This window comes from Tateyamaria pelophila (genome assembly GCF_019966495.1).
Classification (GTDB): domain Bacteria; phylum Pseudomonadota; class Alphaproteobacteria; order Rhodobacterales; family Rhodobacteraceae; genus Tateyamaria; species Tateyamaria pelophila.
The window spans coordinates 1-15,471 of the sequence record NZ_JAIMIA010000103.1; the positions used below are offsets into that span (position 1 = coordinate 1).

The following is a 15,471-nucleotide window of genomic DNA, read 5'->3' on the forward strand; positions in this document are numbered from 1 at the left end:
ATCCCGGGTGAACCCAGCGACCGATTTGTCCAATCTCACAATCGCGGCATCATCGCCTTGAATTGGGGACATATGCACATCGTTGCTCACGACGATATGGTCAATCAACGAACGATACCGATCGCCCACATATGACAGCGCGTCATTGCTCGCGTCGTCTGTGGTGAGGGTGAACAAGTCGGGTGCATCTGTCAGGGGCTCGAGCACTGCATTGTCCAGCGTCTCGTTCAAATCCCCGCCCAGCACTATAGGCAGCTTTTCCGTCGCGCGAATGTCGGCGATGACCTCGGTCAGGATTTCGGCCGCCAAACGACGGCGCGCCTTGCTTTGCGGGTCACCAAAGGCTTTCAGATGCAGCACGATCATGATGAATTCGGTTGGCGCGCCGCTCGCGGTATTCGGTGCAATTTTTACGTGGGCGATCATGGGACGGCGGGGAAAAGCCGTACGGCCGGTGCCTGTTTTCGCCGCCCATGCAGATTTGTGACGGTTCAGGATTTTGGCCGAAATGGTCACCTCTGTGGTTTTGCTATCAAAGAGAATAGCCAGGTCCTGGCGACCTTTGACATCCAGATATTTGAATTCATAGCTCAGCCCCATGGATTGCAACGACGCCACCAAGCGCTCCATCGCCTCGCGTTGCACTTCGACGAGCCCGACGGCATCCAGCGACAGATGGCGCAGTACTTCTGCCACCTTGTGCACACGTTCGGCGGAAATCACGTCGTTGAAGTGCTCTATGTTCCAGAAACCAACATCGGCAAATTCGAGCGATCCTTTGTATTCCGGTACTTCGACTTCTTGAATATTCGCGCCTGTGATACCGGCGATGTCGAAAAACCCGAGATTTGGCGAGCTGTCCGGAATGCTCGACAACAATTCAGCCAGGCCAGTAGACCCCGTCGCTTCGCTATGTTGCCGCGCCATCAGGTGCGAAGTAATGGCAGCGATCCGCACGCCTTCATTGGTGGTCACGCCATTCTCGATCCAGCCTGCGTGGTGCAATGCAACCAGATCCCATTCATTGTTGAACACAGGGCTGCCGGATGATCCGGGCTCCGTGTCGGTTTCATACCAGATCACCTTGTCCTTCACCCGAAATACATCATTGTTATGCAGCGCGACTTCCTTGGGACGGCCCCTTGGGTGCTGAATGATATTCACCTTTTCGCCGCGCGTGACGGTTGAAGGATTACGAAGCAATCGGATGGGTCGGAAATCCGCAAGCGCAGGGTCGTCACAAGCCACGATCGTGAAATCCAATTCCTTTGAGGTGACGAAATAACGGTCGGGGTTCAGGTTGACCGTCAAACTGGCCTCTCCCTCCTCGAACTGAAACTCCGCAACAGCTTCGCGCGCTTCGTCCTTGTCGGCGATGACGTGATTGTTGGTCATGATAAAGCTGGTGGTCGAGACCAGAAATCCAGTCCCGAAACCGCTCGGCAGACGAATGCGGCACACCGATGCGGCGGCCTCCGCCCCACGATATAAAAACCGCGCTGGCAGGAAATCCGCGCCGTTCGATATTTTCTCGAAATGTTGTGAAATATCGGCTTCGATTTCCTTGCGCCGTTCCTCATCCTCTGTAGGGGGCAAGGGGGTGTCCAACAATTCCCGGCCGCGGTGATCTACCAACTCGCGAAAGGCCTCGGGCTCCAGATCTTCGGCATCGATCATCGCCTCTTTGCCGGGCGAACGTTGGACCGGGCCTTCCAGATTTTCGGTTGAGTGAAACATCGACCCGATGACGGCCCGGAATTGATCTGCAACTGCGCGGTAGCCCTCATTATTGGGGTGCAACTCATCGTGCCAGTTTTCCCCAACTGTATTCAGACAATTGACCCGCACCACCGAGCCACCGAATTCCGATGCGAGATCGACCAGTGCGGCGTTGAAACGGTCGATCAAGACAACAATGATGTCAGCCTGCAGTTTTCTGGATTTGATGCCCAATGCGTCCATCGGTTTGCCCAACCATCTTGCCTTGTTCGGCTTGGCGTATTCGTAACCGTGACACAGGATTTTCAAGCTGGGAAATTCCGCCAACAGGCTGGTAAAGATTGACCGATAGATATCGATGATTTCGTCGAGACGCCGGGTGAAGGTGGCATTGGGATAATCCTTGGCCCTTTTGCCGTCCTTGAAGGGATGCAATGCCGTCTTCAGCATGCCGTCACCCAACAGATCGTTTCCGCCGCCGCTGATCAGGAACAGATGCGGCTTTTTCTGACGCACCGCCTCCAGGATTTCGTCCTGATCCAGCATGTCTTGCACCAGGTCACCCGCAGCACCAAGACTGAAGATCGCATAGTCTTCAGATAAATAATCGACCACATCACGCAACAGGAACGGATACTGAAACCAACTGTCGCCCTCGGAGACAACCCGCAGGCCCGTCCAGCCGTCGTCGATCTTGCGATTGTATTTCTTTTGACGTCGCCGCTTTGCCATCGCATTGAAAAAACGCATGGGAACGTCGGACTCCTGCCCTTCGTCATCGACCAGTTCCGGATTGATGCGCAATTTCGGAGCGAAGGCACCCGGCGCATCAGAATCGACACACAGATATGCCGCGATTTCCTCGTCTGGCGTGTCTATGTCGCGAATTTTGGCCTTGAGTTCAGTAAGGGTGATTTTCTGCGTCATTGCACGCCATTCCATATGAAGGTGGCAAACAGATCGGACAGGAATACAGGTCTCCGAGGTATTCGCCACTGTAAATGCAAGGTCCCGTTCTGGAAAAAGCCAGCGGGGCGACTTGTTTCATTCGCAAGTGGAAGAACTATACAAAAGTCTTGGATTATGGCGAGTCGGGTATGCCTTACCTTTTGGCAAGAAAGGCTGACATCGTCATGTTTACACGTCGGTCTGACCCATGAAAAGCGGACCAGACTCAGCCATAAGCGGGTCGTGCCCGTGCTTCTCGTCCAGGCACGGTTGGGTTCAGGGTATGCAAAAGTAGGCTAATTTTCGCGCATAAGGCTTCAAAAGTAGGCTAATTTTCGCGCAGTCTGAGAAGATTGCACAGGCAACACCATGCGGAACCCCCACCACGGAGAACATTGGGCCAAAGCCGGTGTGGATCAGTCCTGCGGCGCAGACAGGTCGCCTGTACCTTCGCCAGAATGTGACGGCAACGGATCATCGTCAGGTGATAGCTCTTCGGTTTGGTCTTCGATCGGGGGTGTCACGCCTTCGATGCCATCCAATGATATACGTTCGACAATTGGTGAGGAATGCAAAAATTCCAGCCCTTTCGCCGTCACTTCCATCACCATAAGTGGTTGGTCCTGAATGAATTCCACCATCGGAGCGTCATCCATCGGCAAGGCCGATTGCAGCACCATCTTGGACGATTCGATGCCTTCGCCGGTATCGCTCTCGTTCGTGGCGTCCGGCGCCTTCACTTCGACAATGATGCGGACCAAACCGTCGGTTTCGGCAAGCAAGCGCATCGACTCGAATTGATCTGATTCCGAGGCAGCAGACAGGCTGGAACTGATGGCAATCACACCACCTGCCAAAGCTGTTTTGACATGTTTTTTCATAACGGGCACCTCTCATAATCCTTCCGATCACCGGCGGGGTAAGGAATTGCACCATACTACCGTTAGGCGAAACAAGCTACGATACTCATGCGGCGGATTGTTCCTCGCATTATTTTAAGACTCAATTTTCATGGAGGAGACTAGCATGAGACGTTTGCTATCGACAGGTGCAGTCCTGTCAGCGTTCGTACTGTCATTGTCAGTGCCACACGTTCTTTCAGCGCAGGAATTCAGCCCTGGGTTGTTCGAAAAAGCGGAATCCGAAGACACTGTGCGTGTCATCGTGCGGCTTGCGGCCGAATTTGATCCCGAGGCGCTCGTTCTCGAAGGGACGGACGGTCCACAGACTTCAGCCATTGCGCAAGCTCAGGAAAGCTTTGCCGCAGGGCTGGATGAAATCACCGTGGTTGACGCCATCGAAGGGTTGCCGCTGACTATTCTTGAAGTGAATGCCGACCAACTTCAACAACTGCGCGGCAACGATGCCGTCGTTTCCGTTGTCGAGGACACGCTCGCGGCACCAACCATGGCGCAGACCGTTCCATTGATCGAAGCGGACAAGGCGCATAACGCGGGCTACCGCGGCCAGGGACAGGTTGTTGCGATCCTTGATACCGGGGTTGACCTGACCCATCCTGCTTTTGCCGGCAAGATCGTCAGCCAAGCATGTTATTCGACCACGTCCAGTGCAAATGGCGGGTCGCAATCGCTGTGTCCCGGTGGTGCATCTTCCTCGACCAGTTCTGGATCGGGCGACGATTGTTCCTCGTCCATTTCCGGCTGTGGGCACGGCACGCACGTCGCGGGCACCGCAGCAGGTAACGGTGGCGGCGTTGTTGGCGTTGCCAAGGACGCCAAGATTGCAGCGATACAGGTGTTCAGCCGCTTCAACAGCGCATCGACATGTGCGCCGCGTTCGGCACCTTGTGTCCTGGCCTACACGTCAGACCAGATCAAAGCACTGAACCAAGTGCGTCAGCTGGCACAAACAACGTCGCTCAAGATCGCTTCGGCGAACATGAGCCTGGGCGGTGGTCAGTTCACATCGGCCTGCGACAGCGACAGCCGCAAGGCTGTGATCGATCAACTCCGGGCTTTGAAAATTGCGACTGTGATCGCGTCCGGCAATAGCGGCTTTACAGGGGCGGTCGGTGCACCTGGCTGTATATCCAGCGCCATCACGGTTGGGTCCACGACCAAGGCCGACGTGCTTTCGAGCTTCTCGAACTCCGCGTCTATGGTCGATCTCCTGGCTCCGGGTTCGTCAATCACCTCTGCGCGTAATGGCGGTGGCACCGTGACCTTCAACGGTACGTCCATGGCCACGCCACATGTCGCAGGTGCTTGGGCTGTGCACAAATCACGGTTCCCAAATGACTCCGTGACCACTGTCGAGAACAAGCTGGAAAGCGAAGGCAAAGGCATCACCGGCAAAGGCATCACCAAGCCGCGCATTGATATGGGATATCTTGGTGCGATCACACTTATCCCGGTAACGCCTGCAAAAGGTCCGTTGGCCTTTGGGACGGTGTGGATGAACGGCGCCAAGCAAAAGGGTTATGGCAACTGGACCTCGACGTTCAATGCAACCTACACCCGCTACGAGATCACGATCTCAGGTCAGAATTACTACTACCTGAACTACGCGACAGTGATCACACCGATGGACACGCGGTTCTGCAAGTCCTCCTCGGTCAGCGGCAAGTTGTTGGTCCAGTGCTATGACAAAGACGGCAATCCCGCGACATCACGCTTTGGCTTCGTCACATACAAGCCTTGATCCATTAGATCGAAATTTTAGAAAGGAAAATCAGATGTTTAAACTTACAATTTCCTCCGCCCTCGTCCTTTTTCTGGGTCTTTCCACAGCTTATGCTCAAGACGACAGCGCAGCCAACGGCCTTGATGACAGTTCGTCCTCGACCGCCGCGACGGGCGTCACTCTGGAACCCGATGATGCCGAATTGGACGCGTCGCAAGGTGGTCCGGATGGGGGCGAGCTCATCCTGCTGGGTAAAGGCCCTCTGGCCTATGGCACGGTGCGCTCAAATGGCGCCAAGTACCAAGGGTCGAACAACTGGTCGTCCAGCTACAATGGCACCTACAAGCGCTATGAAATCACGATCACTTCAAACAGTTACTACTACCTGAACTATGCCACAGTGGTGACCCCAGCCGGAGACAGCCGTTTCTGCAAAACGTCCTCGGTGGGCGGTAAACTGCTGGTCTACTGCTATGACCATGCCGGCAACGTCACGCCAGCGCGCTTCGGGTTTTTGACCTTCAAACCCTAAATTTCGCGAACCAATACAGCAAAAAGGCGCCGTTATGCGGCGCCTTTTCATGTGGAATACGACCTTCGGTTTAAGTCTGTTACCAAGACTTGCGACAATGTCTGGATCGATCAGTGCTCTATTTGTCCGGCAGATCCAAACCGCCCTTCCGCCCATTTCGAGAACCGCAAGACCGGGTAACAATACATGAAGTAGAATGCGGCAATCATGCAGTAGATGAACATGATATCGCCGGGCATGCGCATGATCGCAATCTCGCCGGCACGTGTCAGTTCGGCAAAGCCGATGACCGACAAAATGGCCGTGCTTTTGATCACGATGACATAGACGCTGGCCATGGGCGGTATTGTCAGCTTGAGCGCCTGTGGGATCACCACGTTGCGATAGGTCTGCGCGCGGGTCATGCCGACTGACCGTGCGGCCTCTGACTGACCGCTTGGCACAGCCACGATCGCGGAGGCGACGATTTCAGTGACATAGCTGGACGTATAAAGGGAAAGCGAGACCACAGCCGCAGTGTAGCTGTCGAAAGAGAGCCAGGCGATTCCAGTCGAAGGCAGCACAAAGTAGATGATATAGAGTTGTACCAGATACGGGGATCCACGCAGAATATGCAGATACCCGTTGATAAGTTTTTCCAGCACAAAGTATCCAAGCGTCTTGGCCACCCCAAGTGTGAAGCCGATAAGCGAGCCAAGAAGGATGGCGAGCATCGAGACCTGAAACGTCATCCACAAGCCCTTCAGCATTGTGGGCCAAAGGCTTTGGATAATGGAGATTTTATCGGCAATCAGGTCCATGTCTGTCTTCCCTAATTCGCTTTCCAGGCTTTGCCGCCCAGCTTGTTTTGCAGCATTCCGGAAATGATCAACATCATCGCGTAGATGCCCAGATAGCAAATTGCCGTGGTGACATAGCTTTCCGTCGCAATCACGGTTTCGGAAAACATCTGCAACCCGGCGCCCATAAGCTCGAACACGGCGATAATCGACAACAGTGAGGTGTCCTTGATCAACACCGCCGTTTGTCCCAGCATTGGCGGCATCACATTGGTCAGAGCCTGGGGCAAAGTTACGTTGAGCAATGTTTGACGGGGGGTCATGCCCACCGAAAGGGCCCCTTCGATCTGACCGGGATTGACCGATTGGATGCCCGCGCGAATGATTTCGCCCATGTAGGGGGATGTGTGAACTGTAAGCGCTATGATCCCGGTTTGCGTCTCGTCAAAGATGTTGCCGTAGCCCTGGGGCAAAAGCGCAGGGAGCCCATAATAGATCAGGTAAATCTGGATCAGCAGCGGGGTCGAGCGAATGAACTGGATATAGGCCGCAATCGGCCGCCAGATCATTGGGTTTTTCGACATGCGCCCCAATGCGACCAATGTCCCGAAGATCACCGACAAGACAAGACACAGCGCAGAAATCCACAGTGTCTGTGCTACTCCGGCGGCAAAGATATCGGCATAGTCGCCGACGATCCGGAAATTAAAGTAATATTGCAGCCAATCCATAAAGCACCCGACGAAATAGGAACCCAGCCTAGCGGGGCGAAAAAATCAGGGCGCATTGAACGCGCCCTGATACTTGGTCTTATTTATGGTCAGCTTCCCACGCGGTGGAGTTCCACCAGTAGTCGACCTGCTGTTGCAGGCGACCGTCGGCCTGAATCAGGCGGACGTAGTTGTCGAGCGCCAGCAGCAGATGCATTGAATCCGGGCGCGTCGCGAAACCGAGCGGCTCTTGCGCAAGTTCGCCTTCCAGCACCACAATCCCGTCGATTGAGCTCATGAAGCCGGCAATCGTTGCTTTATCCGACAGTCCTGAGTTTGCACGTCCTGAGACGACAGCCTGCACAGCTTGTGCTGTTCCGCCGGAAAACTCCTTCAGTTCGGCATTTGGCAACAGTTTACGTGCGGTATCTGCCCACGAAGAGGCTTGGGTGGCCGCAACCGAAATTCCTTCATTGTTCAGGTCCTGCCACTTGGAGTAGCCGGAGCCTTCCATCGCAAATGCAATGGTTTCGGAATAAAATACCGGCTCCGTGAACACGATCTGCATGTGGCGCTTGGCTGTGGGTGTCATGTCCGCGGCGATGAAATCAGCCTTGCCCGACGACAGCGCCGGGATCAGGCCTTTCCAGTCATAGTCCTGGATGATCAGTTCGACTTCCATGTCGGCGGCCATCATGCGGGCAATCTCGATGGCAAGGCCGGTGCGCACACCATCTTTGTTGATAAAGCTGACAGGGGGACCCTGCGTTTGAACCGCAATTGTCATTTCTCCGGTCCGTACGATCTTTTCCATCGTCGTCTCGGCCACGGATGCAGTCGCAAGCAAGGCAAGCCAGGCGCCGCCGACAGCAGAAGTTACAAGAGTCTTGAGTTTCATGGTTGGTTTTCTCCCGGTTGGTTTTTGTATTCTTATAAAATCTGGCGCAGAAAGTTCTGGGCTCTGTCGGTTTGAGGGTCGTCAAAGAAATTGGCGGGGGTGTTCTCTTCGATGATGGCCCCTTCATCCATGAAGATCACGCGGTCCGCCGCCTCACGGGCAAAGCCCATTTCGTGGGTCACAACCGCCATTGTCATGCCCCCAAGCGCCAGGTCGCGCATCAATTCCAGCACACCGCCGACGGTTTCCGGATCCAGTGCCGAGGTCGCTTCGTCAAAAAGCATCACCTTGGGCTTCATCGCCAATGAACGCGCGATCGCCACCCTCTGTTGCTGTCCACCTGACAACATGGACGGGTAGTTATTGGCGCGATCCGGAATGCCGACTTTTTGTAGCAGATCGTTGGCGATGTCTTCGGCTTCCTCACGGGTCCGCTTTGCCACGATCATTTGTGGCATGACGATATTTTCCAGCGCGGTCTTGTGTTGAAACAGGTTGAAGTGTTGAAAGACCATGCCAACTTCGGCCCGGAGTTTGTTGATATCCGTCTTCTTGTTAGTGACCTCAATGCCGTCAATGACGATGCGTCCACTGTCCACGCTTTGCAACGCGTTGAGCGAGCGGAGCAATGTCGACTTACCGGAGCCGGACGGCCCGATAACCACAACAACCTCGCCTCGGTCGACATGATTTGAGACATTGTCCAAAGCGCGCACCGGCTCGGGACGGGTTTTGAGGTGGTATGTCTTGCAGATGCTATCAATCACGATCATCGGCTCGTTCATGGCGTCAGCCCGTCCACAGCGAGATGCTGGTTAAACGATCTGCCAAATCGCAAAATCTGTGAGGGTGGCAAGCGTTTCCAAACCGTGGGGCAGGTCTTTTTGCCCACATTGAGGTCAGTCATGTATGTCTCCTTGTCAGCGAAACAGCGCATCGCGACCGAATAAAGTCAAGTTCTGTCTTTTGCTCTGAAAGCCAAGGAGAAAAATTATGGATTATAAATCAATTGGATACACCGCATTTTCCCGTAGAAGTGCTAGCGCTGAAATCCTCTCCAACTTGAGCTTCGCTTTCAAATCGATTTGACGGAACGCGAGGAAAACCATTTTGCCCCAGAAATCTGTAACGCACAGGCGCCTTGAAACGATGGTCATCGCTGGCCAAATCGTAAGGTGCCCGACCGTCTCATGCAGTGTGGTCAGCGTCGTTTGCGCGCTGGTCGGATCGTTTGCTGAAGCTTGGCTGGCAAAACAGTATGCAACGACTGGGCTATTGCACGTTGCCTTAACGGCCAAGAGTTGCGCTCACGTCGATGCTTTTCATGCTGCTGCTATCCGGGCAGGCGGGATAGACAATGGGCCGCCTGGTCTCAGGAGGCACTATCACTCGGACTATTATGCTGCATTTGTCTTCGACCCCGATGGGCGCAATATCGAAGCGGTGTGTCATACCGCGCCGGACTGACAATTGCTGTGAGGGGGTAAATCAGTAGCCCGAGAATGGCGCACCATTTCCGCGTATTCGTCGGCAGGTAGCATCTGCAAAGCATAGCTTTGCTGAACGCAGCAGACATTGTCGCAGAGCCGCTTACCCTCGTGCCATCATGGGCAGGATCAAGCCCCACTGCGTTTGCCGAGGTGGTCCAAACGGTTCGAACCCCAGTTTCTTGTAAACAGCAATCGCCCGTTCGTTGTCAGGATGAGGATCGGTCGCGATCACCGGTGCTCCCGCATCAAAAAGTGCCTGCATCCGTGCACCTATAAACGCGGTCCCATGCCCCGCACCGATCATGTCCGGATCTCCAATGTACTGGTCAATCCCCCGGGTGCCCTTGGGAAGCTTGGCAAAATGATGATCTTCCCAGCCATGGACCGTGTAGTCCTGCATGAACCCGAATGGGCGTCCAAGGAATGAAACGATCCAGCGTGCGACACGCAGGTCTTTTAGATCGTCTTCCTCGTATGGCTCACTCGCGTCCCACCATTCGCGGACATGTGGGGCCGATTGCCATTTCGTCAGCAAATCGCCATCATCCAAGGCCACTTTTCTAAAACTGTATTGATTGGCTGTCATCATGCGATCACCATATCAGTATGTTGGCCAAAAGTTATCGGCACGTTCTTGTCTTCGCATCCAGTGCGGCATCGGCTTGACGCATAGACTGCTTTGGGAAAATGAAGGGCCCCGGATGTTGATCTGAATTAAGGCGTTCCCGACTGTAGGACCTATCCTGAGAGAAAAGGAGGCCCACAGTGACGGATCATGGTCATAGCCCGCAGGAAATCGCGAAGCGTATTGGCGCCCCACATGGCAGAGGCGTTTTGCGGGATGCAGTCTACGGCGCAATTGATGGAGCCGTGACGACATTTGCTATCGTCGCAGGTGTTGCTGGTGCGGGACTCTCGCCCTTCATTGTCGTTGCGCTGGGCATAGCCAACGTTCTGGCTGACGGCTTTTCCATGGCGGCGGCCAATTATTCAGGGACGAAGGCAGAGCTTGATAACATGCGTCGCATCCGCAAGATCGAGGAACATCACATACAAAAATACCCCGAGGGGGAGCGGCTCGAAGTTCGGGAAATTCTTGCACTCAAGGGTCTGACGGGTGACGTTTTGAACCAGGCAACCGACGCTGTAACGCAAAATCGCGAAAACTGGATTTCCTTGATGATGGAGGGGGAGTATGGATTTGGCGGTATTGATCCTCACCCTGCGAAGTCCGCCGCGACAACATTTCTCGCCTTTCTTGTCGCGGGTGTTGTTCCTTTGTTTCCTTTCCTTATTGGTGTCGAGAATGCATTTATTGTTTCGGCTGCGATGACCATGGTTACCTTTTTCGCGATCGGAGCGCTCAAAAGCCTGTGGTCTCTCAGCCCTTGGTGGCGATCTGCGGCTGAAACCTTTCTCATAGGCGGCGTGGCCGCGGCGATCGCCTTTTATGTGGGCACTTTATTTCATGCCTAAGAAAGACTGTGCGACCCCATGCTCTTTGGGGGGCTCCGCGTCGACAGCGCATTGCGTTGCGTAAGGTTGCGCTATAACGCGGAGCGGAGATTTGAGCGAGGGCCTTGCGTGGCTGCATTTACGTTCGCATCTATCTGCAAGATTTTCTAGGAAGTTGCGCCGCCGAATTGATCCCAAGCGTCGAGCGCCTGCGCGGCATACATCAGCGACGGGCCTCCCCCCATGTAGATTGCAACCCCAAGCATTTCGTCGAATTCCTGTCTGGTCGTCCCGAGTTTCACCAAGGTTTTGGTGTGGAAGCCAATGCACCCGTCGCACCGCAGAGCAATCGCGATCCCCATCGAAATCAGTTCCTTGGTCTTTTCGTCGAGAGCCCCTGAAGCGCAAGCGCCTTGCGCCATGACCGAAAAGCCCTTCATGGTTTCAGGAATGTCTTTTCGCAAAGTGCCTATTTGTCTTGAAATCGCATTCGTCAATTCCGGGTACGATGTTGTGCTCACTGCGCTGCTCCACTTATTTCCAATTGGTCTGACCTCGGTAGTCTTCCGTCGCCTCAGCCTCCTTGACTTGGATCAAAACTTGCAATTGCGTCCGCGTCTCATACGAACGGCTACCCTGCTTCCTTCGCCTTGAGCGCGATATGCGCACGCAGATATTCAAAGCGCTGGGCCAGCATGGATTCTGGCGCGATGCGTGTCCCGCAAAAGCGCAGCGTGCGACGTTGCACACTGTGATTGCCGTCAGGACGCGCGGGTTCGACGCCCATGGCGTGGACCGAAATAACACTTCCCAAGATCGTGCAGACCACCCATCATGAAACGAATTGATGGAACGGGTATGCGCGACGACCTGCCACGAGGGAGAATATGGGATGGACCTGACAGAGACACTGAAAGCCTACGCTGCCGCATGGGGCGAGGCGGATGCCGGGCGACGTTCCGAATTGCTGGAGGCGTGCTGGGCTGACGACGCGGTCTATGCCGATCCAATGGCGCGGATCCAAGGCCGCGCCGCCTTTGTGGATCACATAGGCGGCGTGCAAACGCAATTTCCGGGATCGCGGATCAAAGTGACCAGCGGCGTTGATATGCACCACAATAGCCTTCGATTTGAGTGGCGTCTTCAGCTTGCCGATGGATCGACGGCCATAGAGGGAATTGATTTCGCAACGCTGGCTGACGATGGTCGTTTGTCCAGTATCACCGGGTTCTTTGGGCCGATACCTGCGGCGTCATAGATCAGATCGACATCGAGAACAAAGCTGCGGAAGGCTGGCGATGCATGACACAATAGAAACATCCCCGTTGTCCGGTGCATTCGGCGTCAAGGTGCACAATCTGCGCCTGTCAGATGTCACGAAAGAAACGTCATACCCGGCACTGCGCGCGCTGTTTGAAGCGCACTCGGCGCTGCTCTTTGAGGATCAGCACCTGACCGCAGAGGAGCATTTTCGGTTCGGCGCGCTCTGGGGGCCGATTGAAGATCGCAAGAAGGACGAGCGAAAACCCGGCGCGGTCATGGACATGCCGCTGGTGTCCAACGAGACGAAGGATGGTGTTTCGGCGGAAATGGATTTGCAGACGCTGAACCTGAAGGCGAACCAGCAATGGCATATTGATTCCACATTTCTGCCCGTTCCGGCGCTGTGCAATATTTTGACGGCAAAGGTTGTGACGTCCAAAGGGGGCCAAACTGAACTGGCCTCGTCACGGGCCGCTTGGGCTGCAATGCCGGAGCCATTGAAGGCGCGTATCCGGGGAAAGGTGCTTGGGCACAATTATCGACGGTCGCGCGAGCGCTTGTCGCAAGCTCTGGCGGATTTACCGATGTTCAACAAATGGCCGGCGCAACGATGGCCTGCGGTCTGGACCAATCCGGTGAACGGCGCCGAAAGCCTGTTTATCGCCTCTCACGTGTTCGAGGTTGAAGGCATGGACCAAGCGGAAGGTGACGCGTTGATCGAAGAGCTGATGGCGTTTTGCACCCAGCCGCAGTTTGTGTACGCGCACAACTGGAAGGTTGGAGATGTTTTGATGTGGGATCAACGGGCGGTTCTGCATCGTGGGATGCCATGGCCCTATGACGAGCCGCGGACACTGGCCGGGATTTGTTGTTCGCTTTCGGACAGCGATGGGTTGGCTGCGGCGCGCAGCATTTGACACGAAACCTGCGGTATCCTCTGCGGGGGTAGTCTTGGGCGGCGTGTTCGCTGTTTGACGCTCCCGTCGCTCTGGCAGAGTCAGGAGCGCCAAGTTTGCTTACAGGCCTGAATCCTTTGGTGGAAACTTGGCGAAAGTGGCCGCATGCGCCTTCAATTCCGCGCCCAATGATGCGGTCCACGCATTCATACGGTGCCCCACAGTATATTCCTCTTTCGGATCGATGTAGAGATTGAACAGCCATGGCGCGAGGCCGGTCGGGACCACGGTTGCCATGTCGATATAGAGGAATTTCTCTTGCGCCAGCGTCACCAGGAGGTGGGCCTTGTATTCCCGCATCCGCATGGCTGCCAGTTGCTTTCCCAGCCAGTTGTAGACATGCTCGCGCCGGCTTTGGCCCCCTTCGACGATCAGAAACGACGTCTGGTCGATACCGTCATAGTATCTGTCATCGGGCAGGGCGGAAATATCAACGCCGCCGAGGGTCAGGGATGTATTGAACAAATCCATCAGATCGAACAACCCGTCCGAGACCTGACCGGGAGCGATCATCCCTTTCCAATAAGCGATGCCGGGAACCCGAACGCCGCCTTCCCATGTTGTACCCTTTGCTCCGCGGAACGGGGTGTATCCGCTGTCCGGCCAGCTGTCCATTTGCGGGCCATTGTCTGAGGTGACGAAAATGAAGGTGTTCTCCAGTTCGCCGCTGTCTTCAAGCGTTGCCACGATGTCGCCGATATAGGCGTCCACCTCGACCATGTTGTCGCGATAGGGGTATTTGGATGCGCTCGCGCCACGGAATTCTTTGGACGGGAAGTTGTCGGCGTGCACTTTCATGAATGAGTGGCTGATGAAAAACGGTTTGTCACCTTCGGACAATTCCTTGATGCGCTTTACGGTATAGTCGCGCAGCATCTTGTCGCCTTCGGCCATCTTTTCGGTGCTGTCGATGGTCTCAACCGTCTCGGTCTTGCCGTCGGCCAACCCATAGACCAGATCGTTGTTGGACCCGATGGATTGATAGCGTTCCAACTTGTCCGGGTCGAGCACAAGGTCAGGAAAACGGCGCGGGTCAAAGGCTTGGGTGTATTCCTTTTGCGCCTTGTAGAAGCCATAGAATTCATCAAAGCCGACGTCATGCGGGCGCATGCCTTCGCCTTCACCGATGTGCCATTTGCCCACCAGCATCGAATGATACCCTGCCGCGCTCAGCAGACCCGCAACTGACAACTCCCCCTCCCAAGGGTTCACCGTGATGGTGTCACCAGCTAGGATCGGGCGGATCAGTCCGGTGCGCACCGGCAACCGCCCGGTATAGACTGCGGCCCGCGTCGGCGTGCACGTGTATTGCGAATATGTCGACAACAGCTTGAGACCGTCCGCCGCCAATGCGTTCATGTGCGGCGTGGCGGCACCGATCATCGCACCGCCCCCGAACGCGCCGGGATCACCATAGCCCATATCATCGACGATAAAGATCACGATATTTGGTTTTTGCCCGGTGCGCGCCTCGAACGCGGCAAGCTTTTCGGCGGCGTGCACGTCTTGTTCCGGGCGTGGAATGGCGGGTTGCATGTTCGGCGCCGATACAACGGCGCGGCTCAATGCAGATGCAGCGGGCTGTTCCTGTGCAGACGTTTGAATCGTGAACATCACGGAAATCAGTAGAGAAAGGGAAAAGGTTACGCGCATGGATCGTGTCCTGAAAGTTTGGGTGGCGATGCGAAACCATAATTGTCGGGATCGGCCGGTATGGCCAGAGACTTTCCGGACAACGGCCACCCGGGTGGCGTTCGAACCGATCAATGTGACGGTTGCCATTGGGACTGTCCAAACGGTTTGGTTTTTTCGCGTTTGGTGGCCGTGCGCGCGTTATGTGCTGTGGCGGTTGGGGATCGCGTTTTGCATATGAAACTAGTCGCCAAGCAAAACACATATGATGCACTTATTCAGACATTTCTGAACATGGGTGGCAAGTTCACTTTCCACCTAATGGATCGAAGCCACCGGCTTCTAGCCGGTCCGCTTCAGCGAATCTTTCTCTGATCTTCTCTCCTGAATTTTGAAACCCGCTGTGGCGGTATGGTTTCAAAATTCAGGAGAGAAGATCATGCGTT

At 55.1% G+C, this 15,471-nt stretch carries 15 protein-coding genes; 5 read left to right on the forward strand and 10 right to left on the reverse strand.

Annotated elements, in window-relative coordinates; all coding sequences use genetic code 11:
- The coding region (locus LC354_RS21455; protein ID WP_223427732.1) for a trypsin-like peptidase domain-containing protein at positions 1 to 2,646 on the reverse strand (2,646 nt) is incomplete at its 3' end.
- A gap of 437 nt (positions 2,647 to 3,083) precedes the next feature.
- Complete coding sequence (locus tag LC354_RS21460) at positions 3,084 to 3,548, reverse strand: hypothetical protein (protein ID WP_223427733.1); 465 nt, start codon at positions 3,546 to 3,548, stop codon at positions 3,084 to 3,086.
- A 145-nt stretch (positions 3,549 to 3,693) separates the two neighbouring features.
- Here LC354_RS21460 and LC354_RS21465 point away from each other — a divergent pair, with 145 nt between their 5' ends.
- The gene (locus LC354_RS21465) at positions 3,694 to 5,328 is read left to right on the forward strand and encodes a S8 family peptidase (RefSeq protein WP_223427735.1); all 1,635 of its coding nucleotides are present in this window, start codon (positions 3,694 to 3,696) and stop codon (positions 5,326 to 5,328) included.
- Between the two features lie 34 nt (positions 5,329 to 5,362).
- On the forward strand, positions 5,363 to 5,842 hold the full coding sequence (locus tag LC354_RS21470) for a hypothetical protein (protein WP_223427737.1): 480 nt from the start codon (positions 5,363 to 5,365) through the stop codon (positions 5,840 to 5,842).
- A gap of 110 nt (positions 5,843 to 5,952) precedes the next feature.
- Here the strand turns inward: LC354_RS21470 and LC354_RS21475 are convergent, their stop codons facing one another.
- The 5 genes from LC354_RS21475 to LC354_RS21500 all read right to left on the reverse strand — a co-directional run bounded on the left by LC354_RS21475 (position 5,953) and on the right by LC354_RS21500 (position 10,308).
- Positions 5,953 to 6,642, reverse strand: coding sequence for an amino acid ABC transporter permease (locus LC354_RS21475; protein ID WP_223427738.1), 690 nt, complete (start codon positions 6,640 to 6,642; stop codon positions 5,953 to 5,955).
- Between the two features lie 11 nt (positions 6,643 to 6,653).
- Positions 6,654 to 7,352: an amino acid ABC transporter permease gene (locus LC354_RS21480; RefSeq protein WP_223427740.1), complete on the reverse strand. Its 699-nt coding sequence runs from the start codon at positions 7,350 to 7,352 to the stop codon at positions 6,654 to 6,656.
- A gap of 79 nt (positions 7,353 to 7,431) precedes the next feature.
- The gene (locus LC354_RS21485) at positions 7,432 to 8,118 is read right to left on the reverse strand and encodes a transporter substrate-binding domain-containing protein (RefSeq protein WP_223427742.1); all 687 of its coding nucleotides are present in this window, start codon (positions 8,116 to 8,118) and stop codon (positions 7,432 to 7,434) included.
- A 143-nt stretch (positions 8,119 to 8,261) separates the two neighbouring features.
- Positions 8,262 to 9,014, reverse strand: coding sequence for an amino acid ABC transporter ATP-binding protein (locus LC354_RS21490; RefSeq protein ID WP_317849376.1), 753 nt, complete (start codon positions 9,012 to 9,014; stop codon positions 8,262 to 8,264).
- An 805-nt stretch (positions 9,015 to 9,819) separates the two neighbouring features.
- The gene (locus LC354_RS21500) at positions 9,820 to 10,308 is read right to left on the reverse strand and encodes a GNAT family N-acetyltransferase (RefSeq protein ID WP_223427744.1); all 489 of its coding nucleotides are present in this window, start codon (positions 10,306 to 10,308) and stop codon (positions 9,820 to 9,822) included.
- A 176-nt stretch (positions 10,309 to 10,484) separates the two neighbouring features.
- Here LC354_RS21500 and LC354_RS21505 point away from each other — a divergent pair, with 176 nt between their 5' ends.
- Positions 10,485 to 11,195: a VIT1/CCC1 transporter family protein gene (locus LC354_RS21505; RefSeq protein WP_223427747.1), complete on the forward strand. Its 711-nt coding sequence runs from the start codon at positions 10,485 to 10,487 to the stop codon at positions 11,193 to 11,195.
- Between the two features lie 146 nt (positions 11,196 to 11,341).
- Here LC354_RS21505 and LC354_RS21510 read toward each other — a convergent pair whose 3' ends face one another.
- Together LC354_RS21510 and LC354_RS21515 are read right to left on the reverse strand one after the other, a co-directional pair.
- On the reverse strand, positions 11,342 to 11,695 hold the full coding sequence (locus LC354_RS21510; protein WP_223427749.1) for a carboxymuconolactone decarboxylase family protein: 354 nt from the start codon (positions 11,693 to 11,695) through the stop codon (positions 11,342 to 11,344).
- A 110-nt stretch (positions 11,696 to 11,805) separates the two neighbouring features.
- Positions 11,806 to 11,961: a hypothetical protein gene (locus LC354_RS21515; RefSeq protein WP_223427750.1), complete on the reverse strand. Its 156-nt coding sequence runs from the start codon at positions 11,959 to 11,961 to the stop codon at positions 11,806 to 11,808.
- 105 nt (positions 11,962 to 12,066) lie between these two features.
- Here LC354_RS21515 and LC354_RS21520 point away from each other — a divergent pair, with 105 nt between their 5' ends.
- Together LC354_RS21520 and LC354_RS21525 are read left to right on the forward strand one after the other, a co-directional pair.
- On the forward strand, positions 12,067 to 12,432 hold the full coding sequence (locus LC354_RS21520) for a nuclear transport factor 2 family protein (RefSeq protein ID WP_223427752.1): 366 nt from the start codon (positions 12,067 to 12,069) through the stop codon (positions 12,430 to 12,432).
- Positions 12,433 to 12,472: 40 nt separating this feature from the next.
- A complete protein-coding gene (locus tag LC354_RS21525) occupies positions 12,473 to 13,354 on the forward strand; it encodes a TauD/TfdA dioxygenase family protein (protein WP_223427754.1) in 882 nt (293 codons plus the stop codon).
- 99 nt (positions 13,355 to 13,453) lie between these two features.
- Here LC354_RS21525 and LC354_RS21530 read toward each other — a convergent pair whose 3' ends face one another.
- Positions 13,454 to 15,007, reverse strand: coding sequence for an arylsulfatase (locus LC354_RS21530; RefSeq protein WP_223427755.1), 1,554 nt, complete (start codon positions 15,005 to 15,007; stop codon positions 13,454 to 13,456).
- Between the last annotated feature and the right edge of the window lie 464 nt (positions 15,008 to 15,471).

What these genes read in the sequence shown, in the direction of transcription:
- LC354_RS21500 (WP_223427744.1), bottom strand. Translation starts at nt 10,308, where the DNA reads ATGATGACAGCCAATCAATACAGTTTTAGAAAAGTGGCCTTGGATGAT.
- LC354_RS21525 (WP_223427754.1), top strand. Translation starts at nt 12,473, where the DNA reads ATGCATGACACAATAGAAACATCCCCGTTGTCCGGTGCATTCGGCGTC.
- LC354_RS21490 (WP_317849376.1), bottom strand. Translation starts at nt 9,014, where the DNA reads ATGAACGAGCCGATGATCGTGATTGATAGCATCTGCAAGACATACCAC.
- LC354_RS21520 (WP_223427752.1), top strand. Translation starts at nt 12,067, where the DNA reads ATGGACCTGACAGAGACACTGAAAGCCTACGCTGCCGCATGGGGCGAG.
- LC354_RS21470 (WP_223427737.1), top strand. Translation starts at nt 5,363, where the DNA reads ATGTTTAAACTTACAATTTCCTCCGCCCTCGTCCTTTTTCTGGGTCTT.
- LC354_RS21485 (WP_223427742.1), bottom strand. Translation starts at nt 8,118, where the DNA reads ATGACAATTGCGGTTCAAACGCAGGGTCCCCCTGTCAGCTTTATCAAC.
- LC354_RS21465 (WP_223427735.1), top strand. Translation starts at nt 3,694, where the DNA reads ATGAGACGTTTGCTATCGACAGGTGCAGTCCTGTCAGCGTTCGTACTG.
- LC354_RS21475 (WP_223427738.1), bottom strand. Translation starts at nt 6,642, where the DNA reads ATGGACCTGATTGCCGATAAAATCTCCATTATCCAAAGCCTTTGGCCC.
- LC354_RS21530 (WP_223427755.1), bottom strand. Translation starts at nt 15,007, where the DNA reads ATGTTCACGATTCAAACGTCTGCACAGGAACAGCCCGCTGCATCTGCA.
- LC354_RS21480 (WP_223427740.1), bottom strand. Translation starts at nt 7,352, where the DNA reads ATGGATTGGCTGCAATATTACTTTAATTTCCGGATCGTCGGCGACTAT.
- LC354_RS21515 (WP_223427750.1), bottom strand. Translation starts at nt 11,961, where the DNA reads ATGGGCGTCGAACCCGCGCGTCCTGACGGCAATCACAGTGTGCAACGT.
- LC354_RS21460 (WP_223427733.1), bottom strand. Translation starts at nt 3,548, where the DNA reads ATGAAAAAACATGTCAAAACAGCTTTGGCAGGTGGTGTGATTGCCATC.